The 25,758-nt window shown below is 62.0% G+C and carries 20 protein-coding genes and 1 pseudogene; 17 read left to right on the top strand and 4 right to left on the bottom strand.

From position 1 onward, the window contains the following. The first annotated feature begins 112 nt into the window (after window positions 1-112). The 5 genes from ileS to dut all read left to right on the top strand — a co-directional run bounded on the left by ileS (window position 113) and on the right by dut (window position 6,264). Window positions 113-2,950, top strand: coding sequence for an isoleucine--tRNA ligase (gene ileS, locus FSO04_RS33625; protein WP_154565871.1), 2,838 nt, complete (start codon window positions 113-115; stop codon window positions 2,948-2,950). After that, entirely contained in the window at window positions 2,950-3,456 is a 507-nt protein-coding gene (gene lspA / locus FSO04_RS33620) for a signal peptidase II (protein WP_093638890.1), read from the top strand. The genes ileS and lspA overlap by 1 nt, the downstream gene beginning before the upstream one ends. Before the next feature lie 37 nt (window positions 3,457-3,493). After that, the gene (gene coaBC, locus FSO04_RS33615) at window positions 3,494-4,708 is read left to right on the top strand and encodes a bifunctional phosphopantothenoylcysteine decarboxylase/phosphopantothenate--cysteine ligase CoaBC (protein ID WP_154565870.1); all 1,215 of its coding nucleotides are present in this window, start codon (window positions 3,494-3,496) and stop codon (window positions 4,706-4,708) included. A gap of 75 nt (window positions 4,709-4,783) precedes the next feature. Beyond that, entirely contained in the window at window positions 4,784-5,803 is a 1,020-nt protein-coding gene (locus FSO04_RS33610; protein WP_154565869.1) for an LLM class flavin-dependent oxidoreductase, read from the top strand. Window positions 5,804-5,817: 14 nt separating this feature from the next. Further along, window positions 5,818-6,264 carry a dUTP diphosphatase gene (gene dut, locus FSO04_RS33605; RefSeq protein WP_154565868.1) on the top strand — a complete coding sequence of 149 codons (447 nt, stop codon included), beginning with the start codon at window positions 5,818-5,820 and terminating at the stop codon, window positions 6,262-6,264. Between the two features lie 136 nt (window positions 6,265-6,400). On the opposite strand, the gene clpA is transcribed toward dut, so the two are convergent. Continuing rightward, window positions 6,401-8,698: an ATP-dependent Clp protease ATP-binding subunit ClpA gene (gene clpA / locus FSO04_RS33600; protein WP_074282414.1), complete on the bottom strand. Its 2,298-nt coding sequence runs from the start codon at window positions 8,696-8,698 to the stop codon at window positions 6,401-6,403. Beyond that, window positions 8,695-9,009 carry an ATP-dependent Clp protease adapter ClpS gene (gene clpS, locus FSO04_RS33595; protein WP_006050100.1) on the bottom strand — a complete coding sequence of 105 codons (315 nt, stop codon included), beginning with the start codon at window positions 9,007-9,009 and terminating at the stop codon, window positions 8,695-8,697. The genes clpA and clpS overlap by 4 nt, the downstream gene beginning before the upstream one ends. A gap of 553 nt (window positions 9,010-9,562) precedes the next feature. Between clpS and FSO04_RS33590 the strand changes: the two genes are divergently transcribed. Further along, a complete protein-coding gene (locus FSO04_RS33590; protein WP_007180614.1) occupies window positions 9,563-9,769 on the top strand; it encodes a cold-shock protein in 207 nt (68 codons plus the stop codon). Window positions 9,770-9,941: 172 nt separating this feature from the next. Here FSO04_RS33590 and FSO04_RS33585 read toward each other — a convergent pair whose 3' ends face one another. Together FSO04_RS33585 and icd are read right to left on the bottom strand one after the other, a co-directional pair. After that, window positions 9,942-10,760 (bottom strand): hypothetical protein, encoded by an 819-nt coding sequence (locus FSO04_RS33585; protein WP_154565867.1) that lies wholly within the window; start codon window positions 10,758-10,760, stop codon window positions 9,942-9,944. Window positions 10,761-11,062: 302 nt separating this feature from the next. After that, window positions 11,063-12,319, bottom strand: coding sequence for an NADP-dependent isocitrate dehydrogenase (icd, locus tag FSO04_RS33580; protein WP_154565866.1), 1,257 nt, complete (start codon window positions 12,317-12,319; stop codon window positions 11,063-11,065). Window positions 12,320-12,650: 331 nt separating this feature from the next. Between icd and FSO04_RS33575 the strand changes: the two genes are divergently transcribed. The 11 genes and pseudogenes from FSO04_RS33575 to FSO04_RS33525 form a co-directional block, all read left to right on the top strand. Next, on the top strand, window positions 12,651-13,220 hold the full coding sequence (locus FSO04_RS33575; RefSeq protein ID WP_054042670.1) for a pseudouridine synthase: 570 nt from the start codon (window positions 12,651-12,653) through the stop codon (window positions 13,218-13,220). Between the two features lie 466 nt (window positions 13,221-13,686). Next, entirely contained in the window at window positions 13,687-13,881 is a 195-nt protein-coding gene (locus tag FSO04_RS33570; RefSeq protein WP_041758551.1) for a hypothetical protein, read from the top strand. A 145-nt stretch (window positions 13,882-14,026) separates the two neighbouring features. Next, window positions 14,027-14,533 (top strand): DUF192 domain-containing protein, encoded by a 507-nt coding sequence (locus FSO04_RS33565; protein WP_168435940.1) that lies wholly within the window; start codon window positions 14,027-14,029, stop codon window positions 14,531-14,533. A 314-nt stretch (window positions 14,534-14,847) separates the two neighbouring features. Continuing rightward, window positions 14,848-16,953: an elongation factor G gene (gene fusA, locus FSO04_RS33560; RefSeq protein ID WP_168435939.1), complete on the top strand. Its 2,106-nt coding sequence runs from the start codon at window positions 14,848-14,850 to the stop codon at window positions 16,951-16,953. 203 nt (window positions 16,954-17,156) lie between these two features. Beyond that, window positions 17,157-17,672, top strand: a complete 516-nt coding sequence (locus tag FSO04_RS33555; protein ID WP_154565865.1) for a cupin domain-containing protein — start codon at window positions 17,157-17,159, stop codon at window positions 17,670-17,672. 18 nt (window positions 17,673-17,690) lie between these two features. Beyond that, window positions 17,691-18,710, top strand: coding sequence for a HoxN/HupN/NixA family nickel/cobalt transporter (locus FSO04_RS33550; RefSeq protein ID WP_154565864.1), 1,020 nt, complete (start codon window positions 17,691-17,693; stop codon window positions 18,708-18,710). A 333-nt stretch (window positions 18,711-19,043) separates the two neighbouring features. Beyond that, a complete protein-coding gene (locus FSO04_RS33545) occupies window positions 19,044-20,708 on the top strand; it encodes an ABC transporter substrate-binding protein (protein WP_154565863.1) in 1,665 nt (554 codons plus the stop codon). 92 nt (window positions 20,709-20,800) lie between these two features. Then, window positions 20,801-21,811, top strand: a complete 1,011-nt coding sequence (locus FSO04_RS33540; protein ID WP_154565862.1) for an ABC transporter permease — start codon at window positions 20,801-20,803, stop codon at window positions 21,809-21,811. Continuing rightward, window positions 21,808-22,686, top strand: a complete 879-nt coding sequence (locus tag FSO04_RS33535; RefSeq protein ID WP_154565861.1) for an ABC transporter permease — start codon at window positions 21,808-21,810, stop codon at window positions 22,684-22,686. The genes FSO04_RS33540 and FSO04_RS33535 overlap by 4 nt, the downstream gene beginning before the upstream one ends. Next, window positions 22,683-24,854, top strand: a complete 2,172-nt coding sequence (locus FSO04_RS33530) for an ABC transporter ATP-binding protein (RefSeq protein ID WP_154565860.1) — start codon at window positions 22,683-22,685, stop codon at window positions 24,852-24,854. Before FSO04_RS33535 ends, FSO04_RS33530 begins: the two co-directional genes overlap by 4 nt. Window positions 24,855-25,293: 439 nt before the next feature. Next, window positions 25,294-25,758 (top strand): annotated as a pseudogene (locus FSO04_RS33525) (hypothetical protein); the annotation flags it as partial.

The following is a 25,758-nucleotide window of genomic DNA, read 5'->3' as shown; positions in this document are numbered from 1 at the left end:
GAAGGGCGTCCGTGGATCACGCGACATGCCTGCCGGGCGCGCCCAACGCCCTGCGCATCTTGCGCATACCGCAGCCTCGCTGCGCTTAGAAAGAATTCACCGCGACCTCATCATGAGCAACAAGAAAGCCGATTCGAAACCGCAGTCACGCTACCCGGTCAACCTGCTCGACACGCCGTTCCCGATGCGTGGCGACCTGCCCAAGCGCGAGCCGCAATGGGTCAAGGAATGGCAGGAACGCAAGGTCTACGAGACGATCCGCGCGGCCAGCAAAGGCCGTAAGAAGTTCATCCTGCACGACGGCCCGCCGTATGCGAACGGCGACATCCACCTCGGCCACGCGGTCAACAAGATCCTCAAGGACATGATCGTCAAGGCACGCAATCTGGCGGGCTTCGACGCGGTCTACGTGCCGGGCTGGGATTGCCACGGCATGCCGATCGAAATCCAGATCGAAAAGCAGTTCGGCAAGTCGCTGCCGGCCGCCGAAGTGATGCAGAAGGCGCGCGCCTACGCGACCGAACAGATCGAGAAGCAGAAGGTCGGCTTCCGCCGTCTGGGCGTGCTCGGCGACTGGGACAACCCGTACAAGACCATGAACTTCACGAATGAAGCCGGCGAAATCCGCGCGCTCGCGAAGATCATGGAAAAGGGTTACGTCTTCCGCGGCCTAAAGCCGGTCAACTGGTGTTTCGACTGCGGCTCGGCGTTGGCCGAAGCGGAAGTCGAGTACAAGGACAAGACGGATCCGACCATCGACGTGCTGTTCAGCTTCGCCGAGCCGGAGAAGACCGCGCAGGCGTTCGGCCTGAATGCGCTGCCGCGCAACGAAGGCGGCATCGTGATCTGGACCACCACGCCGTGGACCATCCCCGCCAACCAGGCGCTGAACCTGCATCCGGAAATCGTCTACGCGCTGGTCGATACACCGCGCGGTTTGCTGATCCTGGCCGAAGAGCGCGTTGAAGCTTGCCTGAAACTGTACGGAGTGGAAGGCACGGTCATCGCGACCACGCCGGGCGCGAAGCTCGTCAACCTGCGCTTCAATCATCCGCTCGCCTCCGCGCATCCGGCCTACAAGCGCACGGCGCCGGTTTATCTCGGCGACTATGTGACGACCGAAACGGGTACGGGTGTGGTGCACTCGTCGCCGGCGTATGGCGTGGAAGACTTTGTGTCCTGCAAGTCGCACGGCATGGCCGATTCGGACATCATCAACCCGGTGATGGGCGACGGCCGTTATATCGAATCGCTCGCGCTGTTCGGCGGTCTGTCGATCTGGGCGGCCAATCCGCAGATCGTCGAAGCCCTGCAAGCAGCCGGCTCGCTGCTGCGCACCGAGAGGTACACGCACAGCTACATGCACTGCTGGCGCCACAAGACGCCGATCATCTACCGCGCGACCTCGCAATGGTTCGCCGGCATGGACGTGAAGCCGAACGACACCGACAAGACGCTGCGCGAGACCGCGCTCGAAGGCATCGAGAACACCGCCTTTTATCCGTCGTGGGGCAAGCAGCGCCTGTTCAGCATGATCGCCAACCGCCCGGACTGGACGCTGTCGCGTCAGCGTCAATGGGGCGTGCCGATGGCGTTCTTCGTGCACAAGGAAACCGGCGAGCTGCATCCGCGCACGCTGGAATTGCTCGAAGAAGTCGCGCAACGCGTCGAGAAGGCCGGCATCGAAGCGTGGCAAACGCTCGACCCGCGCGAACTGCTCGGCGACGACGCCAACATGTACGAAAAGAACCGCGACACGCTCGACGTCTGGTTCGATTCGGGCACCACGCACTGGCACGTGCTGCGCGGCTCGCATAAAGACGAACTGCAATTCCCGGCTGACCTGTATCTGGAAGGCTCGGACCAGCACCGTGGCTGGTTCCACTCGTCGCTCTTGACCGCTTCGATGCTCGACGGCCGCCCGCCCTACAACGCGCTGCTCACGCACGGCTTCACCGTCGACGGCGAAGGCCGCAAGATGAGCAAGTCGCTCGGCAACGGTATCGACCCGCATGAAGTGGCGAACCGCCTTGGCGCGGAAATCATCCGTCTGTGGATCGCCTCGACCGATTACTCGGGTGAACTGGCGATCTCCGAAGAGATCCTGAAGCGCGTGACGGAAGGTTATCGCCGCATCCGCAACACGCTGCGCTTCCTGCTCGCGAACCTGTCGGACTTCGACTTCGCGCAACACGCGCGTCCGGTCGAAGACTGGCTCGAGATCGACCGTTACGCGGTGGCGCTATCGGCGAACCTGCAAAACGACATCCTCTCGCACTACGACAAGTACGAGTTCCACCCGGTGGTCGCGAAGCTGCAGACGTTCTGCTCGGAAGACCTGGGCGGCTTCTATCTGGACGTGCTGAAAGACCGTCTGTACACCACGGCGGCTGACTCCGTCGCACGCCGCTCGGCTCAGACCGCGCTGTATCACATCGCACACGGTCTGCTGCGCCTAATGGCGCCGTTCCTGTCGTTCACCGCCGAAGAAGCGTGGAAGATCTTCTCGCCGAACAGCGAAACGATCTTCACCGAGACCTATCACGCGTTCCCGGCGGTGCCGGAAGCGGGTGATCTGCTCGACAAATGGACGCTGCTGCGCGCCGCGCGTAGCGACGTAACCAAGGCGCTGGAAGAAGCACGCGTTGCGAACCTGATCGGTTCGTCGCTGCAGGCGGAAGTCGAAATCCGCGCGAGCGGCGCGCGTTACGACGCGCTCACGAGCCTCGGCGACGACCTGAAGTTCGTGCTGATCACGTCGGCGGCGACCGTCGTCAAGGTCGACAGCGAAGCGGAAGAAGGCGTCGAAGTGATCGCCTCGAAGTATCTGAAGTGCGAACGCTGCTGGCACTACCGCGCGGACGTTGGCGCCAATGCCGAGCACCCCACCCTGTGCGGCCGCTGCTTCAGCAATCTGTTCGGCAACGGTGAAGCGAGGAGCGCGGCATAATGGCGAAAACCATGTCGAAATCGTCAGCCGCCGGTGGTTCGCTGGCGCCGTGGCTCGGTGTCGCGCTGATCGTGATCCTGTTCGATCAGCTCACCAAAATCGCGGTCCAGAAGGTGTTCGCCTACGGTGTTCCGCATGAGGTCGCGCCGTTTTTCAACCTGATCCTCGTGTACAACCGCGGCGCCGCCTTCAGCTTCCTGGCGATGGCGGGCGGCTGGCAGCGCTGGGCGTTCACCGCGCTCGGCGTGGTCGCGGCGCTGGTGATCTGCTATCTGCTCAAGCGCCACGGCGGGCAGAAGATGTTCTGCACGGCGCTCGCGCTGATTCTGGGCGGCGCGCTCGGCAATGTGATCGACCGGCTGGCGTACGGCCATGTGATCGACTTTCTCGATTTTCACGTGCGCACGTGGCACTGGCCGGCGTTCAATCTCGCCGACAGCGCGATCACGATCGGTGCGATCCTGCTCGTGCTCGACGAGTTGCGGCGCGTGCGCGGCTCGCGCTAACGAGTATAGGTAGACCACGCTTTGTCGGAGGCTTTCGTTGGCAACCGCAGAACTCGCAGGAAAACACCTCGTCCTCGGCATGACGGGCGGCATTGCCTGCTACAAGATCGCCGAACTCACGCGTCTGTTGACCAAGGCCGGCGCGACCGTGCAGGTCGTCATGACCGAAGCGGCCACGCAGTTCATCACCCCCGTTACGATGCAGGCGCTGTCCGGCCGGCCGGTCTACACGAGCCAGTGGGACGCTCGCGTGCCGAACAACATGGCGCACATCGATCTCTCGCGTGAAGCCGACGCGATCGTCATTGCACCCGCCTCTACCGACTTCCTCGCCAAACTCGCGCACGGCATGGCCGACGACCTGCTGTCGACGCTGTGTGTAGCACGCGATTGTCCGCTGCTCGTCGTGCCGGCGATGAACCGGCAGATGTGGCAGAACCCGGCCACCCAACGCAACGTCACGCAACTGCGCGCGGACGGCATTGAAGTGCTCGGTCCCGATTCGGGTCCGCAAGCGTGCGGCGAAGTCGGCGACGGGCGCATGCTCGAAGCGGCCGCGACTTACGAAGCGATCGCGTCATTCTTCTCGCCGAAGATCCTCTCCGGCCGCCGCGTGTTGCTGACCGCCGGCCCGACTTTCGAACCGCTCGATCCGGTGCGCGGCATCACCAATCGTTCGAGCGGCAAGATGGGCTTTGCGCTGGCGCGCGCCGCGCAACAAGCCGGCGCCGAGGTACATCTGGTCGCTGGTCCGGTGGCGCTGGAAACGCCGTGGGGCGTGTTCCGCCAAGACGTGCAAACCGCGCAGCAAATGCACGATGCGGTGATGCGCTCGGTCGCCGACGCCGACATCTTCATCGGCGTGGCCGCGGTGGCCGACTGGCGCGTCGATCACGCCAGCGAACACAAGATCAAGAAGACTGCCGAGCGCGCGCTGCCCACCTTCACGTTCGTCGAGAATCCGGACATTCTGGCAGCGATTGCCAAGCTGCAGCATCCGCCGTTCACAGTCGGTTTCGCGGCCGAGAGCGGCGACCTCGAAGTGCACGGCGAAGAAAAGCGCATGCGCAAGAACGTGCCTTTATTGATCGGCAATCTCGGTCCACTGACCTTCGGCATGGACGATAACGAAGTCATCCTGTTCGAAGCGGCAGGTGCCACCAAGCTGCCGCGCGCCGACAAGCAGACGCTCGCGCGCGCATTGATCGTAGAAATTGCCAGGCGTCTGCCCGACACAAGTCTGATTCGCTAAAGCCGCGCGCGGCGGCGCATGTTGCATTCGCCGCGAGCGCCTCTAGCGCACCGATTCATCTGGAGCAGTACTGACATGACGCTACTTTCCGTGCTCGATCAAACGCCCGTGATCGACGGGCACTCAGTGGCGGACGCAATCGCCGCCACCGTCGAACTCGCGCAACTGGCTGACGACCTCGGCTACACGCGCTATTGGTGCGCCGAGCATCACGGCTTGCGCGGCGTGTCGAACCCGTGCCCCGAGGTGATGCTGGCGCGCCTCGGCAGCGTGACCAAACGCATTCGAATCGGCTCAGGTGGCGTGATGCTGCCGTACTACAGCCCTTTCAAGGTCGCCGAGCAATTCATGATGCTCGAGGCACTGTTTCCGAACCGTATCGACCTCGGCGTAGGACGCGCCCCAGGAGGCGACATGCGCACGGCGCAGGCGGTCGCGGCCGGTGCCTACAATCGCGGCGAGATTTTTCCGCAGCAGGTCGCCGATCTGGTCGGCCTGATGCACGGCACACTGCCCGAGGATCACCTTGGGCACGGCGTGCTGCTTCAACCGCAAATCGCTACGCGTCCCCAATTGTGGGTACTCGGGTCGAGTGAATTCGGCGGCCTGCTGGCGGCGCAACTCGGCATCCGCTTTGCGTTCGCGCATTTCATCAACGCGCATTTCGGGCATCAGGTGGCGCTGGCTTATCGTGAACGCTTCAAGGCTAGCCTGGAAACAGAACAGCCCTATCTGGCCGCCTCGGTATTTGTGATTTGCGCCGACACCGAACAGGAAGCCGCCGACCTGGAAAAAGCGGTCGATCTGCGCCGCGTGCAGATGGCCCTTGGCCTGAATGCGCCGATTCCGACGGTCGAGCAAGGCGCTGCGCAGGAATACGGCGTGCGTGAGCAACTGGTGATCGACCGCGAGAAGCCGCGCAGCATCATCGGCACGCCGGAAACCGTCACTGAGCGGCTGCATGCCTTGCAGGAGCAGTTCCAGGCCGATGAATTGATCGTGCTCACCGTAGCGGGCAGCTATCGCGCCCGGCTGCGCTCCTATGAACTTCTCGCCGACGCGTTCCAACTCGGACGCCCGGCCTCCACTCCTTAACCCTTCGAACCTGCATGAAACTCGACCTGAAGATTCTCGATGCGCGCATGCGCGAACAACTCCCGGCCTACGCAACCACCGGCAGCGCGGGCCTCGACCTACGCGCCTGCCTCGACGAACCGCTGACCCTCAAACCCGGCGAAACCGCACTGGTGCCGACGGGTCTGGCGATTCACGTCGCCGATCCGGGTTACGCGGCGCTGATCCTGCCGCGTTCGGGTCTGGGTCATAAACACGGCATCGTGCTGGGCAACCTGGTCGGGCTGATCGATTCAGATTATCAAGGGCAACTGATGATTTCGACCTGGAATCGCGGCACAACCACGTTCGTATTGAATCCGATGGAGCGCCTTGCCCAACTGGTGATCGTGCCGGTCGTGCAAGCTGAATTCAACATCGTCGACGATTTCGAGACCAGCGAGCGTGGCGCAGGCGGGTTCGGCAGCACCGGCAAGCACTAAGCCCTATCGATCGATAAGCGTTGAAGCCTCGCTTGCTTCCAACAAGCGCTTCGCGCAACGCAAAAAGCAGAACGGCGCGGGGTTCAACCCGCGCCGTTCTGCTTTCAGATGAGACTGAAACGCTTACTCGACCGACTTACTCAACCTCAACCGCTTCCGGATTCGGATTACGCGGCGCCGGATGCTCGTCGAAGGTCAACTGCACCTTGTCTTCCGCATCCACGTCGACCGTCACGCGGCCGCCATTCATCAGCTTGCCGAACAGCAACTCGTCGGCCAGCGCACGACGGATCGTGTCCTGGATCAGACGCTGCATCGGCCGCGCACCCATCAACGGATCGAAACCGTGTTTCGCGAGGTGAGCACGCAGCGCGTCGGTGAAGAGCGCATCGACCTTCTTCTCGTGCAGCTGATCTTCCAGTTGCATCAGGAACTTGTCGACCACGCGCATGATGATTTCTTCATCGAGCGAGCGGAAGCTGATCGTTGCGTCCAGACGGTTACGGAACTCCGGTGTGAACATGCGCTTGATGTCGACCATTTCGTCGCCGGTTTCCCGACGGTTCGTGAAGCCGATCACCGCCTTGCCCATTGCCTCGGCGCCCGCGTTCGTCGTCATGATGATGATGACGTTACGGAAATCCGCCTTGCGGCCGTTGTTGTCCGTCAGCGTGCCGTGGTCCATCACCTGCAGCAGCACGTTGTAGATGTCCGGATGCGCCTTTTCGATTTCGTCGAGCAGCAGCACGCAGTGCGGCTTCTTCGTGACGGCTTCGGTCAGCAGACCGCCCTGGTCAAAACCGACATAGCCTGGCGGCGCACCGATCAAACGGCTCACCGCATGACGCTCCATGTATTCCGACATGTCGAAGCGGATCAATTCGATCCCCAGCGTGAAAGCCAGTTGCTTCGCCACTTCCGTCTTGCCGACGCCCGTGGGGCCGGAGAACAGGAACGCGCCGATCGGCTTATCCAGCTTGCCGAGACCCGCACGCGCCATCTTGATCGCGGCCGACAGTGCGTCGATGGCCGGGTCTTGCCCGAACACCACGCTCTTCAGATCGCGATCCAGCGTTTGCAGCTTGCTGCGATCGTCTTGCGACACGCTTTGCGGTGGGACGCGAGCAATCTTCGAGATGATTTCTTCGATCTCGTTCTTGCCGATGGTCTTCTTCTGCTTCGACTTCGGCAGGATGCGTTGCGCCGCGCCCGCTTCGTCGATCACGTCGATCGCCTTGTCCGGCAGATGACGATCCGTGATGAAGCGTGCCGACAACTCAGCCGCCGCCGACAGTGCGCCCGACGAATACTTCACGCCGTGGTGCTCTTCGAAGCGCGACTTCAGGCCGCGCAAGATCGCCACCGTCTGCTCGACGGTCGGCTCAGTCACGTCGACCTTCTGGAAGCGGCGCGACAATGCCGCGTCTTTTTCGAAGATGCCGCGATATTCCGTGAACGTGGTCGCGCCGATGCACTTCAAAGTGCCCGACGACAACGCCGGCTTCAGCAGATTCGACGCGTCCAGCGTGCCGCCCGACGCAGCGCCTGCGCCGATCAGCGTATGAATTTCGTCAATGAACAGGATTGCGTGCGGACGTTCCTTCAATTCCTTGAGGACCGTCTTCAGGCGTTGCTCGAAGTCGCCGCGATACTTGGTGCCAGCGAGCAGCGCGCCCATGTCGAGCGAATACACCTGCGCATCGGCCAGAATATCCGGCACTTCGCCGCGCGTAATGCGCCAGGCAAGCCCTTCGGCGATCGCGGTCTTGCCGACGCCGGCCTCACCGACCAGCAGCGGATTGTTCTTGCGGCGGCGGCATAGCACCTGGACCACACGCTCGACTTCCGACTCGCGCCCGATCAGCGGATCGATGCGGCCGTCTTTCGCCATCTGGTTCAGGTTCTGCGTGAACTGGGCGAGCGGCGTTTCCTTCTGCGCGGCGGCTTCGTCGGACTCGGCATTCGCGTCGCTCGCTTTCGCGGCGTCCGTGCTGCTGGTCTTGGCAATGCCATGCGAGATGAAATTCACCACATCCAGACGCGTCACGCCCTGCTGCTGCAGGTAGTACACCGCATGCGAATCCTTCTCGCCGAAGATCGCCACCAGCACATTCGCGCCGGTCACTTCCTTCTTGCCATTCGAGGTGGATTGCACATGCATGATCGCGCGCTGGATCACACGCTGGAAACCCAGCGTGGGCTGCGTGTCGACGTCGTCCGTGCCAGGCACGGTCGGCGTGTTGTCATGAATGAAGTTGCGCAGGTTCTGGCGCAGATCCTCGATATTGGCCGCGCATGCACGCAACACCTCCGCCGCTGTTGGATTGTCCAACAGTGCCAGCAAAAGATGTTCGACCGTTATGAACTCGTGCCGCGCCTGGCGTGCTTCCATGAACGCCATGTGCAGGCTGACTTCCAGTTCCTGGGCAATCATGCTTCCTCCATCACACACTGCAGCGGATGCCCGGCCTGCCGTGCGTGGGTAACGACTTGCTCGACTTTGGTCGACGCGATGTCCCGCGTATAGACCCCACAAACTCCCCTGCCCTCGCGATGCACCTTCAACATCACCTGCGTTGCGGTTTCACGATCTTTATTGAAATATTCCTGCACGATCATCACGACAAATTCCATTGGCGTGAAGTCGTCATTCAGCAGCACTACCTTGTACATGGAAGGCGGCTTCAGCTTCTTTTCCTGCCGCTCCAGTACGGTGCCGTCCTGCTTGTCCGGGATAATCGCCATACACCCATTCTAAACAACTAGGACAGGCCCGCAATCCTGTCAAAACCCGGCCGACCGGCCGGTGAGCCCGTTCGCTCCCGCCTGATGGGTAAATACCCCCAAGCGGTGCGTCATTCGACGAGCCGATTGCGGAGCCGGCCCCTATCCTGTGATGCGTCGCGGCCGTGCTGCGCCGCAGTCGGATCGAGTATCGCACAACCTGCCCATACTGGCTGACGGCACGCGCCCGGCCAGCGGACGGCGTGCGACCCGCAGAACAGCATGTGAGTCGATTATGCGACTTTTCAAGACAGCACGCTTGGGCAACCGCACATAAGAAAACAAAAGCGGGAAAAACCCTGGAAAACGCCTGTTTGCAACGCGACAACGACGTCTCAAAATTTTCTTGACACTCGAATAAAGAGCCTCAACAATCAAGCTGGCACTTTTTTCACTGCGCCATAAATCGAAAAAATGCCGATGGTGAGCTTGTGAGGAGGGAGCGGCTGCATCGCGCGGCCGTCGAGCTTTTCGAGGGCTCGTGGTAGTGACATGAGTTACAGGGGAAGTTGGAATGGCAACTGGTACGGTCAAATGGTTCAATGACGCAAAAGGTTTCGGATTCATCACGCCTGACGAGGGTGGTGAGGATCTGTTTGCACACTTCTCGGCCATCCAGATGAATGGGTTCAAGACCCTCAAGGAAGGTCAAAAAGTAACCTTCGAGGTCGTGCAAGGCCCGAAAGGCAAACAGGCATCGAACATCCAGGCACCTGCCTGAACCTGTTCGTTACCCGTCCTTTGAAACCCGGCTCCGTGCCGGGTTTCTTTTTTTGGGCGGCGCGTTCTAATTTGAGGCGGATTGCCACTGCGGCCACCGTGGCTTGAAACGTCGACAAAGCGAATGTCTCAAATACTGGACACCCGCTTTCCTTTCCGAACGCTTTCGATAGTCACCCGTTGGCGGCCGCACGACTACCCGCCATCGCACGTTGTAGCGCCAGACTGCGAGCGAGATCGCCTTCGTACACTGCAATGCCCTGGTGCCGCAGATTCGACCGCGCATCGACCGCTGGCGTGATACCGATGCTTGCGATGAGGCGGCAAAATGCATAGTCCTCGGACAGATACAACCGCGACTCCGGATCGATCATGGTGTCGAAGAACGCGTAGAGGAATGCCGCCGGCTCACCCGTATCCAGTTCCGGACGGCCTGCGAGCCTCGAACGGCAATGAAGCTCAGGAAAGCGTTGCATCAGCGCCAGAAAGACTTCTCGCTTGATCAGCATGAAGCCGGTGGGCGCATAGAGAACGTCGAGAAAGCCGTCAGCGTCGGCTTCCAGTACATCTCCCCGCACTATTGCGGGGTACATGGCGTGGCGGGCGCGAAAATCGGCCTTCGTCGAACCGGCCGGGACCGCCTGCTCCAGACCGGCGGCCGGCCACCCATCGTTCTTCAGCGGATAGACGCCGGCCACCACCGGCCGATCGGTCTGCAACAGGCGAACCACATCCGCGCCTTTGAAGCCGATATCACCGTCGATCCACATCAGATGCGTGAAGCGGGCATCGGCGAGAAATTCCGCCACCATGGTGTTGCGCGCGCGAGTGATCAGACTGTCGAAGCTGTTGAAGTTGACCCGCAAGCCGAAGCCTTGTTGGGCCGCCTCGTCGTAGAGGTCGAGAAGTCCAAGCGCGTAGTCGGTCGTCACGACCGCGCCATAGCTGGGGGTGGCGACGTACACATTGGCAACGGAATCTTTGTGGGTCATCGTTTTGTCACTCTCACGCAGGGAAGTTGGTTGGGTTCGCCGGCAGGTGGGCGCGCCTCGCTAACAGGCGGGCGCGATTTCCAGCCGGGCGTACCGTACCCGACGGGGTGCGGGGAGTTCTCGATATTGGTCGGATGCGACCTCTTGAAACGTCGTAACGTGACGTGGCGTTTTGAGCAAACGCTGTAGGAATGCATGAATCGCATGCAGATGCGCTTCATGCGCTGTAAAACAAAAAACCCCGGCCACCTCACGGCGCCGGGGTTTTGTTGACTCAGGCTGGAAAAACCAGCGCGAATCGCTTACATATTTTCGATCAACACCTGGCCAAAGCCCGAGCAGGACACCTGCGTCGCGCCTTCCATCAAGCGCGCGAAGTCATACGTGACCCGCTTTTGCAGAATCGACTTTTCCATCGACTTGATGATCAGGTCGGCCGCTTCAGTCCAACCCATGTGACGCAGCATCATTTCAGCCGAGAGAATTTCCGAACCCGGATTGACGTAGTCCTTGCCGGCGTACTTCGGCGCCGTGCCGTGCGTGGCCTCGAACATCGCGACCGAATCCGACATGTTCGCACCCGGCGCAATCCCGATACCGCCGACTTGCGCGGCCAGCGCGTCTGAAATGTAGTCGCCGTTCAGGTTCAGCGTGGCGATCACGTCGTATTCCGCCGGACGCAGCAGGATCTGCTGCAGGAACGCGTCGGCGATCACGTCTTTCACCACGATGTCGCCGCCCGTTTTCGGGTTCTTGATCTTCATCCACGGACCGCCGTCGATCAGCTCCGCAGCGAATTCCTTCTGCGCCAGCGCATAACCGTAGTCGCGGAACGCGCCTTCGGTGAACTTCATGATGTTGCCCTTGTGCACCAGCGTGAGCGAGCGGCGCTCGTTGTCGATCGCATACTGGATCGCCTTGCGCACGAGGCGCTCCGTGCCTTCGCGCGACACCGGCTTGACACCGATCCCTGAGGTTTCCGGGAAGCGGATCTTCTTCACACCCATTTCTTCGCGCAGGAACTTGATGACCTTCTTCGCGTCTTCCGACCCGGCGGGCCATTCGATGCCGGCATAGATGTCTTCCGAGTTCTCGCGGAAGATCACCATGTCGATCTTCTCCGGCTCACGCACCGGTGAAGGCACGCCCTTGAAGTACTGCACCGGGCGCAGGCAGACATACAGATCGAGGTCCTGACGCAGCGCGACGTTCAGCGAACGGATACCACCGCCGACCGGCGTGGTGAGCGGACCCTTGATCGAGACGACGTATTCCTTCAGCACCTGCAGCGTTTCTTCCGGCAGCCACACGTCCGGGCCGTACACCTTGGTCGACTTCTCGCCGGCGTAGATTTCCATCCAGTGGATTTTCTTCTTGCCCGCGTAGGCTTTTTCTACCGCGGCATCCACCACCTTCAACATCACCGGCGTGATGTCGAGGCCCGTACCGTCGCCTTCGATATACGGAATGATTGGCTGGTCGGAAACGTTGAGCGAGAAATCTGCGTTGACGGTGATCTTGTCACCGCCGGTCGGAACCTTGATGTGCTGATACGGCATGATCGGACTCCAGTGAAGGCTGTGCTGAAAGCTGATGGGAGACTGCGAAAACCGGGTGCTCCTCGCTACGCGCAATGCCGGACGCCCGCGAGCGGCCTGGTCGTCTATTCTAGCCCACGCCGACGCAGCCACGAGCCGGTATGCCGCTCGGGGTTTTCCAACATTGTCGAAAATCAAAATCAGTCGCTCGCTTAGTCTTATGTCTTATATAAGACAGAGGACTTGCAGCAGATCATTATGCATTATTATTCCGCCATTTACTACCGAGCCAGCGCCCCTCCTGGCCTGCGCGGCACGCTCCCGCCGCCGCTCGACCTTCATCGATTCCTCTATGCGACTCCTCGCCCTGAACAAACCGTTCGGCACCATCTGTCAGTTTTCGCCGCATGAAACGCGGGCGTCGCTGGCCGACTGGGTGAAAGTGCCCGGCATCTATCCGGCGGGCCGGCTCGACTCCGATAGCGAAGGGCTGCTTCTCCTTACCGACGACGGCGCGCTGCAAGCGCGCATCGCCGAGCCGCGTCACAAACTTGTCAAACGTTATTGGGCACAGGTGGAAGGCGCAGTCGATGATGCCACGCTGAAGAAGCTCGCACGCGGTGTCGACCTCGGCGATTATGTGACACGGCCCTGCCGCGCCGAATACGTCGAGCCGACCGACTCGCTTTGGACTCGCACGCCGCCGATCCGCTATCGCGCCGCGATTCCGACCACATGGATCGAGTTGTCGATCACTGAAGGCAAGAACCGCCAGGTACGACGCATGACCGCCGCAGTGGGTTTCCCGACATTGCGTCTCGTGCGTGCCGGTATCGGCGCACTCGATATTTTTTCGCTTGGGCTGCAGCCGGGAGAGAGTGTCGAGTTGCCGCTGAAGGCCCCATGGGAAGGCATCGCCTGAACGCATTTGCATGCGCGCCATGTCTGCACCGAACCCACACTGAACCCGCATCGAACCGCTATTTTGACCCCCCGGCGAGAAAGCTAACTCGTTGTATCCGCAAACAAAATAGCGCGTGAAACCAATATGAAAAACGCGTGAAACAATTGCGTTCACGATCGCTCTGCGGCCATTCATTTGCTTCAGCACGTCGGCATATAAATTTTCCACGAAATTCACGTCAACCGGTGCGCGAGCTCACGCGTTATTCGACGCAGATGCCGCCCGAAGCTATCCGGCATTCAGCCTTAAGGGCCTTTGCACACGCCGCTCTCGCGGTGAGTACGGGGAGTCTGAGCGCTAAGCAGACGCGTCGAAAAAATGTTCGATGCGGCTGTCAACCGAAAGGTGGATGGCACGTTTACCGACATGACTCTACATATAACCGGGTCATTTGGTTAATCAACTAAAGCTGAGGATTCACAAAATGAACAAACTGATCGCCGCTCTGGTCGCTGGTCTCTTCGCAACGGCAGCATTCGCACAAGCTTCGGCACCGGCAGCAGCTTCGGCAGCTCCGATGGCAGCAGCTTCGTCGGCAAAGAAGACCACGAAGCACGCTCACAAGAAGTCGCACAAGAAGGCAGCAGCAGCAGCTGCAGCTTCGGGCGCTTCGGAGTAAGTTTGTTGTAAAAACGCAGTCAAGAACTAGCTTCATTGCCGTTCTTACGGCGTTGAAAGGCAGATCACCGCAAGGCGATCTGCCTTTTTGTTTTTGACGCGCTCGCGTAACATTCGCGAGTTAAATTTCAGCAAGGAGTCATGCCGTGCGATTTCCCATGCGCTCGTTGATTGCGCGTTTCGCTGTTGCCGTTGCACTGCCGCTCGCCGCGATGTCGTTCGCCGCGACCACCGCTGCCCCCGCTCATGCGCAACAGATGCCGGCGGGCGCTAAGCAGCCCGGCGACTTTCCGCGCGCAAAGCTGACCGCGGGCATGTTCGTGATCGACGCAGCCGTCGCCGCTAACGACGCCGATCGCGAACAGGGTCTGATGTATCGCACGACCCTCGCGCCGAATGAAGGCATGCTGTTCGTCTTCAATGAAAACGCCGTGCATTGCTTCTGGATGAAGAACACGTTGATCCCGCTGTCGATCGCTTTCATCCGCGCCGACGGCACGGTCACCGACATCGACGAGATGCAGGCCGAGACCACCAACAATCACTGCCCGAAGAACAACGGCGTGTATGCGTTGGAAATGAGCAAGGGCTGGTTCTCGTCGAAAGGCATCAAACCGGGCATGAAGATCCAGGGCTTGCCGGCCGCACAATAAAGGCGCGTCGACCACGACGACACCCTGCCGAGTCTTCAGCGGCCGCTTTTCACAAAAAGCCGGTGCCTTTCGCGAGGCGCCGGCTTTTTTCCATTCAGCGCGGGGCGGGTGATGCCCGGCACCACCCGGCAGAGGCCGGCGCCGTCGCGCGAGCCCATACCAGCAGGCCTTCACACGCGGCTGGCAAGATTCCTGCAAAAGACAGGCCGACGCGCTATCCTAGTATTCTTGGTAAAGCAGCATCCAAGGCTCCCCGGGCAGCACAGACTGCCGCCCGGCAAGCGTTTCAGGCGCGCCATTTCAAGGAGGTTCACGTGCCCCGCAAGACTCCCATCGAGCGCTACCGGAATATCGGCATTAGCGCTCACATCGACGCCGGCAAAACCACCACCACTGAACGCATCCTGTTCTACACAGGCGTGACCCACAAGATCGGCGAGGTTCACGACGGTGCTGCGACGATGGACTGGATGGAACAGGAGCAGGAGCGCGGCATCACGATCACATCGGCTGCCACGACTGCTTTCTGGAAGGGTATGGCCGGCAACTATCCGGAACACCGGATCAACATCATCGACACCCCGGGTCACGTCGACTTCACAATTGAAGTTGAGCGCTCGATGCGCGTGCTCGACGGCGCCTGCATGGTGTACGACTCGGTCGGCGGCGTGCAGCCGCAGTCCGAAACCGTGTGGCGTCAGGCGAACAAGTACAAGGTGCCGCGCATTGCGTTCGTCAACAAGATGGACCGCGTCGGCGCGGACTTCTTCCGTGTGCAACGACAGATCGGCGATCGCCTGAAGGGCGTCGCGGTGCCGATCCAGATTCCGGTCGGTGCGGAAGATCATTTCCAGGGCGTGGTCGACCTCGTCAAGATGAAGGCGATCTACTGGGACGAAGAGAACCAGGGCATCAAGTTCGAGTACCGGGACATTCCGCCCGAGCTCGAGGCGACCGCGAAGGAGTGGCACGACAAGATGGTCGAGGCTGCCGCTGAAGCGAGCGAGGAGCTGCTCGACAAATACCTGCACGGTGGGACGCTGACCGAAGATGAAATCAAGCACGGCATTCGTGTGCGTACCATCGCCAACGAGATCGTGCCGATGCTGTGCGGCAGCGCGTTCAAGAACAAGGGCGTGCAGGCCATGCTCGACGCGGTGATCGACTATTTGCCTTCGCCGCTCGACATCCCCGCGATTACCGGACACGACGAGCACGACAACGAAATCGAGCGGCATCCGAAAGACGACGATCCGTTCTCCGCGCTCGCCTTCAAGATCATGACCGACCCGTTCGTGGGCCAACTGATTTTCTTCCGCGTGTATTCGGGCGTGGTGAATTCGGGCGATACCGTCTACAACGCGACCAAGGAAAAGAAGGAACGCCTTGGCCGGATCCTGCAGATGCATGCGAACGAGCGCAAGGAAATCAAGGAAGTCTACTGCGGCGACATTGCCGCGGCAGTCGGCCTGAAAGAAGCGACCACGGGCGACACGCTGTGCGATCCGCAACACGTGATCATTCTTGAAAAGATGATCTTCCCGGAACCGGTGATTTCGCAGGCCGTCGAGCCGAAAACCAAGGTCGACCAGGAAAAGATGGGCATCGCGCTCAATCGTCTGGCGCAGGAAGACCCGTCGTTCCGCGTGCAGACGGATGAAGAATCCGGCCAAACCATCATCTCCGGGATGGGCGAGTTGCACCTGGAAATTCTGGTCGACCGGATGAAACGCGAGTTCGGCGTCGAAGCGACCGTCGGCAAGCCGCAGGTTGCTTACCGCGAAACGGTGCGCAACAAGGTCGAAGACGTCGAAGGCAAGTTCGTCAAGCAGTCGGGCGGCCGCGGCCAGTACGGCCACGCGGTGATCACGCTCGAACCGTCGGCGCAAGGCAAAGGCTACGAATTCGTCGACGCGATCAAGGGCGGCGTGATTCCGCGTGAATACATTCCGGCAGTCGACAAGGGCATTCAGGAAACACTGAAGGCCGGCGTGCTGGCGGGCTATCCGGTGGTCGACGTGAAAGTGACGCTGACCTTCGGTTCGTACCACGACGTCGACTCGAACGAAAACGCGTTCCGCATGGCCGGTTCGATGGCGTTCAAGGACGCCATGCGCAAGGCCAAACCGGTACTGCTCGAACCGATGATGGCCGTCGAAGTGGAAACGCCGGAAGACTTCATGGGCAACGTGATGGGCGATCTGTCGAGCCGTCGTGGCATGGTGCAAGGCATGGAAGACATCGCCGGCGGTGGCGGCAAGCTGGTGCGCGCCGAAGTACCGCTTGCGGAGATGTTCGGCTATTCGACTTCACTGCGCTCGGCAACGCAAGGTCGCGCGACGTACACGATGGAGTTCAAGCACTACGCTGAAACGCCGAACAACGTCGCGGAAGCCGTGATCAACGCAAAGCAGAAGTAAGCGCCGAGGGTTGCAACACGCCATGTGCTGCGACCCGCGATGCAATGAAGGCTGACAGCAAAAGGCCCGTCCCCTGTGGATGGGCTTTTTTTCGTCCGTGACACCGCCTGGAGCAGCCGGCAACACGCACGTTTTTGAACGTGCAAAAATGCCAAACGGCGCCGGGCCGACCGCCCGGACTAACGCCCTCAAGGAGACACACCATGAGCCAGGATCACGAACACCCGCACTATAAGGATGAGCAACCGCCGGCGCCGATCGATTGGCGCGAGCACGGCGTCAAGGTCATCAAGGGCGACCAGCTCGACAGCAATACCGCGCAAACGCCGGGCATGAATCGCGCGGCGGCGATCAACGCGGCGCGCGTCGGCGCGCAGAAAATCTGGGCCGGCACCGTGACGATCCATCCGAATGCAAAGACCGGCGCGCATCATCACGGCGCGCTCGAAAGCGTGATCTACGTGGTGCGAGGCCAGGCACGCATGCGCTGGGGCGAGCATCTCGAGTTCACCGCCGAAGCCGGCCCGGGCGACTTCATCTTCGTGCCGCCCTATGTGCCGCATCAGGAGATCAACGCCAGTACCGACGATCCGCTCGAATGCGTGCTGGTGCGCAGCGACAATGAAGCGGTGGTGGTAAATCTGAACATCGACGCGGTGGAAGCGCCGGAAACGGTCTTCTGGGTCGATCCGATTCACAAGCATCCGCACGATCACTAAACTTCTATCACGCAACTCATGACGCCGACTGCTTCGCTGCGCCCTCGCCTCATCACGCTGTATGCCGTCCTGATCGCCGCCAACCTCGGCGCGTGGGCGTGGGCGCTGATCGCGTTTCGCCACTATCCGCTGCTGCTCGGCACCGCGCTGCTCGCGTATGGCTTCGGTCTGCGCCACGCAGTGGATGCGGACCACATCGCGGCGATCGATGCCGTTACGCGCAAGCTGATGCAGGCGGGCAAGCAACCGCTCGGCGTGGGCCTGGCGTTTTCGCTGGGCCATTCGACAATCGTGATCGCGGCGACGATCGGCATTGCGTGGACTGCGCATTCGCTGCACGGCCGCTTCGACACCTTCAAGGCGGTCGGCGGCACGATCGGCACCGTCGTCTCGGCAGTGTTTCTGCTGGTGCTGGCGTGCGTGAACCTCGTGATTCTGCGCGACGTGTGCCGCCGCTATCGCCACGTCCAACGCGGCGGCGAACTCGCTGCTGAAACGACGGCAGGCGTCGCGCCCGCCGGTCTGCTGTCGCGCGCATTGCGGCCGATGTTCCGGCTCGTGACGAAAAGCTGGCACATGTACCCGGTCGGCGTGCTGTTCGGTCTCGGCTTCGACACCGCGACCGAGATCGGCCTGCTGGCGATTGCCGCGTCCGAAGCCGGCAAAGGTCTGCCGCTGTATTCGATCCTCGTGTTCCCGGCGCTCTTCACCGCGGGCATGACGCTGGTCGATTCGACCGACAACGTGCTGATGGTCCACGCCTACGGCTGGGCCATGGACGATCCGAAACGCAAGCTCTACTACAACGCGAGCATCACGTTCGTTTCGGCGGTGGTGGCAATCGTCATTGGCGGCGTTGAAGCGCTGGGCCTGCTGTCGGACAAACTCGGTTTGAGCGGCGGCGTATGGGATGCGGTGGCGGGTCTCAACGAACGCTTCGGCGTACTGGGTTACGGCATCGTCGCAACCTTCATGGCGTGCTGGATCGGCTCGGTGCTGTTCCATCGCTGGCGCCGCGCCGGCATCGTTGCACGGTAAATCCAACGTGCCTTCGCAGAAGACCGGCATGGTTTCCACGGCGGCGACGACACAACGGCAGTTTCCGCGCTGCGGCATCCTGCGCTTTTGCGCAACCGTGCGAGACAGCCCGCCGAGCGTTGTCGTGACGACACACGCCGGCCCTTTTATACGCCAAACGGCGACCGGACCGCGCAGCAAGCGCGCCGAACCGATGGGCAATCGCTTACACTGAAACCGCTTTTCAGCACTGCAGCGCGCTGCAGCTTTTCGTCATTGCAATAAAGTCGCCTGTCGCGTGCATCTGGCGCGGCCCTTCAGAACCGACAGCAGAACGGACTGGATACTCCATCGATGAAGACTCCCGCGGACCGATTTCTCGAACTCGACCTAGCTCGCCACACCGCCGACGCCTACGGCAACCACGCCATCGACGAATTCATCGCCGGCCGCATCACGCGCCGCGATCTGCTGCGCTATGCGAGCGTGATCGGTTTGTCGCTGGCCGGCGGCGGCGTGCTGAATGCGCCGCGAGCCCGCGCGCAAGGCGCACCGAGCCCGTCCAACCAGACGATCCGCGTGGCCCACCTGACGCCGGCCGGCGCCGTCGATCCGCTCACCGTGAACGATGCCGCGAGCCTCGCGCTGCTGAATCAGACCGGCGAATTCCTGATCGACGACGACGGCGAAAAACTCGTGCTGAAGCCGGCGCTTGCCTTGTCGTGGAAGCCGAACGACAAGGGCGACGTGTGGACCTTCACGCTGCGCCCGAACGTCAAATTCCACGACGGCCAGGCATTCACCGCCAAAGACGTCGTCGCCACCTTCGATCGGCTCGCCGATCCGGCGAGCGGTTCGGCGGCGCTCTCGGTGCTCAAGGGCGTGCTGTCGAAAGGCGGTGCGAAGGTCGTCGACGAACACACGGTCGCCTTCCATCTCGATGCACCGAACGGCAACTTCCCGTACTACGTTTCCTCGGACAATTACAACGCCGTGATCCTGCCCGCGAACTATGCGGGTGGTTATGAAAAGAGCTTCATCGGCACCGGTCCGTTCAAGCTCGAAAAGTATCAGGCGAAGGTCGGCGCCTCGTTCGTGCGCAATCCGGACTACTGGGGCGACAAAGCGTTACCGCAACGCGTACAGTTCTCGTTCTACGCCGACGAACAGGCACAAATGCTCGCGTTGCAAGGCCACCAGGCCGACGTGATGGGCACCTTCACCGTGCAGGGCGGCGCCGGTATTCTGAACAATCCGGATTACAAGGCAATCGGCGTGAAGTCGAGCGCGCATCGCCAGATTCATATGCGCAACGACAATCCGTTGTTCAAGGACAAGCGCGTGCGCCAGGCGCTGGCATTGTCGCTCGACCGCGACGTGCTGGTGCGAGGGCTGTTTAAGGGCCGTGCACAGATCGGCAACGACAGCCCGTTCGCACCGGTATTTCCGTCTTCCGATGCAGGCGTCGCGCAACGCAGGATCGACATCGCGAAGGCGAAGCAACTGCTTGCGCAAGCGGGCGTGCCGAACGGCTTCGACGTCACGCTGACCACCGAGAAGTACATGGAGATTCCCGATCTCGCGGTGGTCGTGCAGAACGCAGCGAAGGCGATCGGCGTGCGCATCAATCTGAAGGTGGAGAGTCAGTCGCTGTACTACGGCGCGGGCACACCGGGGAAATCGGATTGGCTCGACTCGCCGCTCGGCATCACCGATTACGGTCATCGCGGCGTGCCGAACGTGTTTCTGAACGCGCCGCTCACCAGCACCGGCACGTGGAACGCCGCGCACTTCAAGAACCCGCAATACGATCAACTGGTCGCGCAGTTCGTCGCGGCAGTCGACCTGGGCACGCAAAAGAAAATCTCCGGGCAGATTCAGACGCTGCTGCTCGACGAAACGCCCGTGATCATTCCGTTCTTTTACGATCAGTTGATCGCCATGCGCAAGGGTGTGAACGGCGTGCGCTTCACCGCACTCGCGCAACTCTATTTCGACCGCGCGGTGTTGAGCGCGTGATGTGGATGCAAAAGCGGTTTGAACGTAAAAGCGGTTTGACGCGAAGGCGTTGAAAGCATGAGCGCACGGCACTTCTTCGGCAGGAGATCACAATGTCGACCACGGTGACCCCTTCCGCCGCTCCGGTCCCCACCGGCAACGCCGGCCGTGTCGCGCGATTTCTGGCGACGCGGGTCGGTTTGTCGTTGATTACGCTGTGGCTGCTGTCCGTGATCGTGTTCGCGGGCGGCCAGTTGCTGCCTGGCGATATCGGCCGCGCCGTGCTCGGGCCGCTCGCCGATGCGCGCGCGGTCGCCGCGCTCAATCATCAGCTCGGCGCGGACCGGCCGCTCATGACGCAATACGTCGAGTGGATCTCGCATTTCGTGCGCGGCGACATGGGGCTTTCCTATGCGTACCGTGAACCGGTTGCGCCGTTTATCGCCGACGCCCTGGCGCATTCGGCCAAGCTCGGTCTGCTCGCGTTTATCGTCGTCGTGCCGCTCGGCATTGCGGGCGGTGTGTGGTCGGCCATGCACGCGGGACGCTGGCTCGATCGCACCATCAGCATCGCCGGTTTGTCGGCGACCGTGGTGCCGGAGTTCGTCTCGTCGATCGTGCTGATTCTGGTGTTCGGCGTGTGGCTGCGTTGGTTGCCGATCGAAGCGTCGTATCCGCCCGAAGCGAGCGCGCTCGAACAATTGCGGTATCTGATTCTGCCGGTGCTGCCACTGGTGTTGGTGTTCTTCGGCTACATCGCGAGAATGGCGCGCGCGGGCACCGTCGAAGCGCTCGATGCGGACTACACCCGCACGGCAATCCTCAAAGGCTTGCCGCGCCGTACCGTGATCTGGCGGCACGTGTTGCGCAATGCGCTGCTGCCGACCATCACCGTCGCCGCCACGCAGCTCGGCTACATGATCGGCGGCCTCGTGGTGGTCGAGACGCTGTTCCACTATCAAGGTATCGGCTCGCTGATCTACAACGCCGCCAAGGCCAAGGATTTTCCGATGCTCGAAGCGGGCGTGCTGACAATCGGCGTGGTCTACACCGCCGCCAACCTCGTCGCCGATGCACTGCATATCCTGCTCAATCCGCGACTACGAGTGAGGAGCGCCGAATGAGCACCATCGTTCCGCCGGCCGCGCCGCCCGCTCCACGCCCGGCTACTGAACCGCGCTTCGACCAGTTGCGCGTCCTGCTGCGCTCGCCCACGTTTGTGGTCGGCGTGTTGATCGTTGGATGGTGGGTGGTCTGCGCGATCGCCGGGCAATGGATCGTGCGGATCGACCCGTACGCATCCGATCCGCTCAACTCGCTCACACCGCCCGATGGCACGCATTGGTTCGGCACCGATCAGCTCGGTCGTGACGTGTTCTCCCGCGTCATTGTTGGCGCGCGCGACATTCTGACCATTGCGCCTTTGGCGACCCTGCTCGGCACGGTCGCGGGAACAGCCCTCGGCTTGATCGTCGGCTATTTCGAGGGCTGGGTGGACAACGTCGTGGGCCGCGCGATCGACGCTGTGCTCGCGCTGCCGCTCGTGATCGTCGCGTTGCTCGCGCTGGCCGCGGTCGGCGCATCGAACTTCACCGTGATCTTAGTGATCGGCATTACCTTCACGCCGATCACCGCGCGCACAGTACGCGCGGCCGTGTTCGCCGAACGGCATCTGGACTACGTCGCCGCAGCGCAACTGCGGGGCGAACGCGCGCCGTACATCATGTTCGCGGAGATTCTGCCGAACGTGCTGCCACCGATCATCGTCGAGGCGACCGTGCGGCTCGGGTATGCCATTTTCGCGGTCGCGACGCTGTCGTTTCTCGGCTTCGGCATTCAGCCGCCTTCCGCCGACTGGGGGCTCGCGCTGTCCGAGTCGTACACGCTGATGGCGGGTGGCGCATGGTGGACCGTGGTGTTCGCGGCCGGCGCCATCGCCTCGCTCGTGGTCGGCGTGAATCTGATCGCCGATAGCGTGCAAGGAGTGCTCGACCGATGAACGGCCCGCCGCCCGCCTCGTTCCCCGCCTTCGACGTGTCGAAAAGCGATCGCACGGATGCGCTGACTGTCGTCGGCCTGACAGTCACGTACCGGATGCGCGGACGTGATCGTGAAGTGCTGCAGGACGTATCGTTTCGCGTACGGCGCGGCGAAGCATACGGCCTCGTCGGGGAATCGGGCTGCGGTAAATCGACGGTCGCAATGGCGGCGCTGCGCTATCTGCCACGAAACGGCAAGGTGAAGGCGGGCAAGATCATCATCGCCGGCCAGGACGTGCAGAAGCTCGACGCCGACGCGTTGCGCTCGATGCGAGCAAACGCGATTTCGATGGTCTATCAGGATCCCGGGCGCGCATTAAATCCGTCACTGACGATCGCGCGGCAAGTCACGGAAGCCTTCGAAGCGGCCGGTGTCTCGCGTAACGAAGCAGTGCAGCGCACGGTCGAGATACTGAAGCGGGTGCGCATAGCTTCACCCGAACGCGTGATGGACAGCTATCCGCATCAGTTGTCGGGCGGCATGCAGCAGCGTGTCGTGATCGCCATGGCGCTCGCGTCGAACCCCGCCTTGCTGATTCTCGACGAACCGACCACAGGCCTCGACGCCACCGTCGAAGCAGAAGTGCTCGACCTCGTGGCGCAACTGCGCGAAGAACTCGGCACCGCGGTGCTGTTCATCAGCCACAACCTCGCGGTGATCGGCCGGATGTGCGAGCGCGTCGGCGTTCTTTACGCAGGCAAGCTGGTCGAGGAAGGCGCCACCCAGGACGTGTTCGCGCGGCCACGTCATCCCTATACCGTTGGACTGCTGCGCTGCTTGCCGACCGCGGGACGCAGCAAGGACACCGAGCGGCTCGACACCATCGCGGGTAATTTGCCCTTGCCCGGCTCGGTCACGCAAGGCTGCATTTACGCGGACCGTTGCCGACTCGCCGACGACCGCTGCCGCCGTGAAGCACCGCCGCCGTATCGCGTGAGTGCCGCACACGGCGATCAGATGTCGCGCTGCCATTACCACGAACGCGCGATCGAACTGCCGCGTGCGTCCGCGGAAGGACTGCCCCTGCATGACGTTGCGTTGCGTGACGGCGAGCGCCCTGCTCTCGTGCTGCGCGCGGAAAAACTCTCGAAAACATTCCACGTATCCGGCGCTCCGCTGCGCGCGGTCGACAACGTTTCGATCGATCTCGCCAGTGGCGAAACGCTCGGCCTCGTCGGCGAATCCGGCAGCGGCAAGACGACGCTCGCGAAATTGATGCTTGGCCTGCTGACGCCCGATGCGGGCAGCGTGCTCGAACTCGACGGCACGCCACTCGCCGCGCGCGTCACGCGACGCAACGACGAGCAGGTCAAGTCGCTGCAGATCGTGTTCCAGAATCCGGACTCGGCGCTCAATCGCGCGCATTCGGTGAAGCGGCTGATCGGTCGTGCGTTGTCACGCCTCGCCGCGCTGCGCGGCGCTGCAATCGACGAACGGCTCGCTGCGTTGACAGCGGCGGTGCGTTTGCCCGAACGCTATCTCGGCTCGCGCACGCGTCAGTTGTCCGGCGGACTCAAGCAACGCGTGGCGATCGCGCGCGCGTTTGCCGGTGAGCCACGCGTGGTGGTTTGCGACGAACCCACGTCCGCGCTCGACGTCTCCGTGCAGGCCGCGATCCTCAACCTGCTCGCCGATCTGCAACGCGAGCGTGGCGTGAGCTACGTGTTCATCTCGCATGATCTGCACGTGGTGCGCTATCTGTCGGATCGCATCGCGGTGCTGTACCTCGGCCGGCTTCTGGAGATCGGACCGGCAGCCGCGGTCTTCGGCGGACCACACCATCCCTACACCGAAGCGCTTCTGTCTTCGGTGCCGACACTCGACGCCCGCGGCAACACCGCCCGCGTACGGCTGTCCGGCGATCTGCCCAGCGCCGCATCGCCGCCGTCCGGTTGCGTATTCCATACGCGCTGCCCGCGCAAACTCGGGGCGATCTGCGAGCAGCAAGACCCGCCCTTCCTCGAAGCCGGCAGCGGTGACGCTGGCCAGCCGTCCGCGCATCGCATCCGCTGCCATATCCCCGTCGACGACCTGCGTGTGCTGCAATCCGCCGCGCGCGACAACACCGGCAAGGTCTCCGGCAGCGGCTCGGAAAACGCACCGGAAAACACCGCGCGCAACGAATAACGCGCAATAAGGCGGCCTTCCGGCCACGCGTTTCATCATCGAAACATTTCCCTGCGTTTTTTCCTCGCGGGCATCGCACACCCCTATTCGACGCCCGTCGCCGCAAGGCTTTGCGGGCAGTGGCATGGATATCGCTAAGTACCGTCCATACATTCGAAGCCAAAGAGATCGGAAAAGAGTCGGAAGCGCCGCTTGTGCGAATCGCCGTGGCAAGAAGCGATACGCGACGCAGCGCACCCGGACGGTACCGGCTGACGTGCATGCAAGCGCTTGTCGGCGCACCGGCTACGGTGCCGGGAAGACAGTGATGGTGTTTGACTTGCATCCGCAAAACAGACTCGGGGGGCGATGAGGCCTGCGTTCAGACAGGCCCACCGTCGAAGTATCAGCGTGGGGGATGGCGGCAGCGAGGTGCCGGCGTCCCCTCGGGAGAGACGTGATGAAAACCAGAAAATTCAATCAGTACTACTTCGGGGTTATACGGAGTACGGCAATCGCGGCAGGGGTGGCCTTATTGATAACCCAGGTCGCGTACTCCGCGTCGACGGATGCGGTCCCCAAGTTGATGACGGTTGCCGATGCGCCAATGCCTGCGAGCGGCGCGCACGCAGCGACGCAAATCGCGCAGGACGAGGGTTCAGCGGTGGGCGCAGCGGCCACCGGCACCGCGCCCGATGAACCGACCGCTGCCGACGACGCGGCCCTGGTGTTCAGTCCGCGCGACTGCACAAGGACCAGTGTCGGGGGGTGCGAGCAGCATCGCGGCGGCAACGGCGCGGCGAGCGCAGGCAGCGGTGGCGCGGGTGCGAGCGGCAATGGTGCCGGCGGCGCGGCCCTGGTGTTCAGTCCGCGCGACTGCACAAGGACCAGTGTCGGGGGGTGCGAGCAGCATCGCGGCGGCAAC

This window comes from Paraburkholderia madseniana, assembly GCF_009690905.1.
Classification (GTDB): domain Bacteria; phylum Pseudomonadota; class Gammaproteobacteria; order Burkholderiales; family Burkholderiaceae; genus Paraburkholderia; species Paraburkholderia madseniana.
The sequence above is the reverse complement of the archived record's forward strand: the minus strand, read 5'-3'. Positions and strand labels throughout refer to the sequence as shown.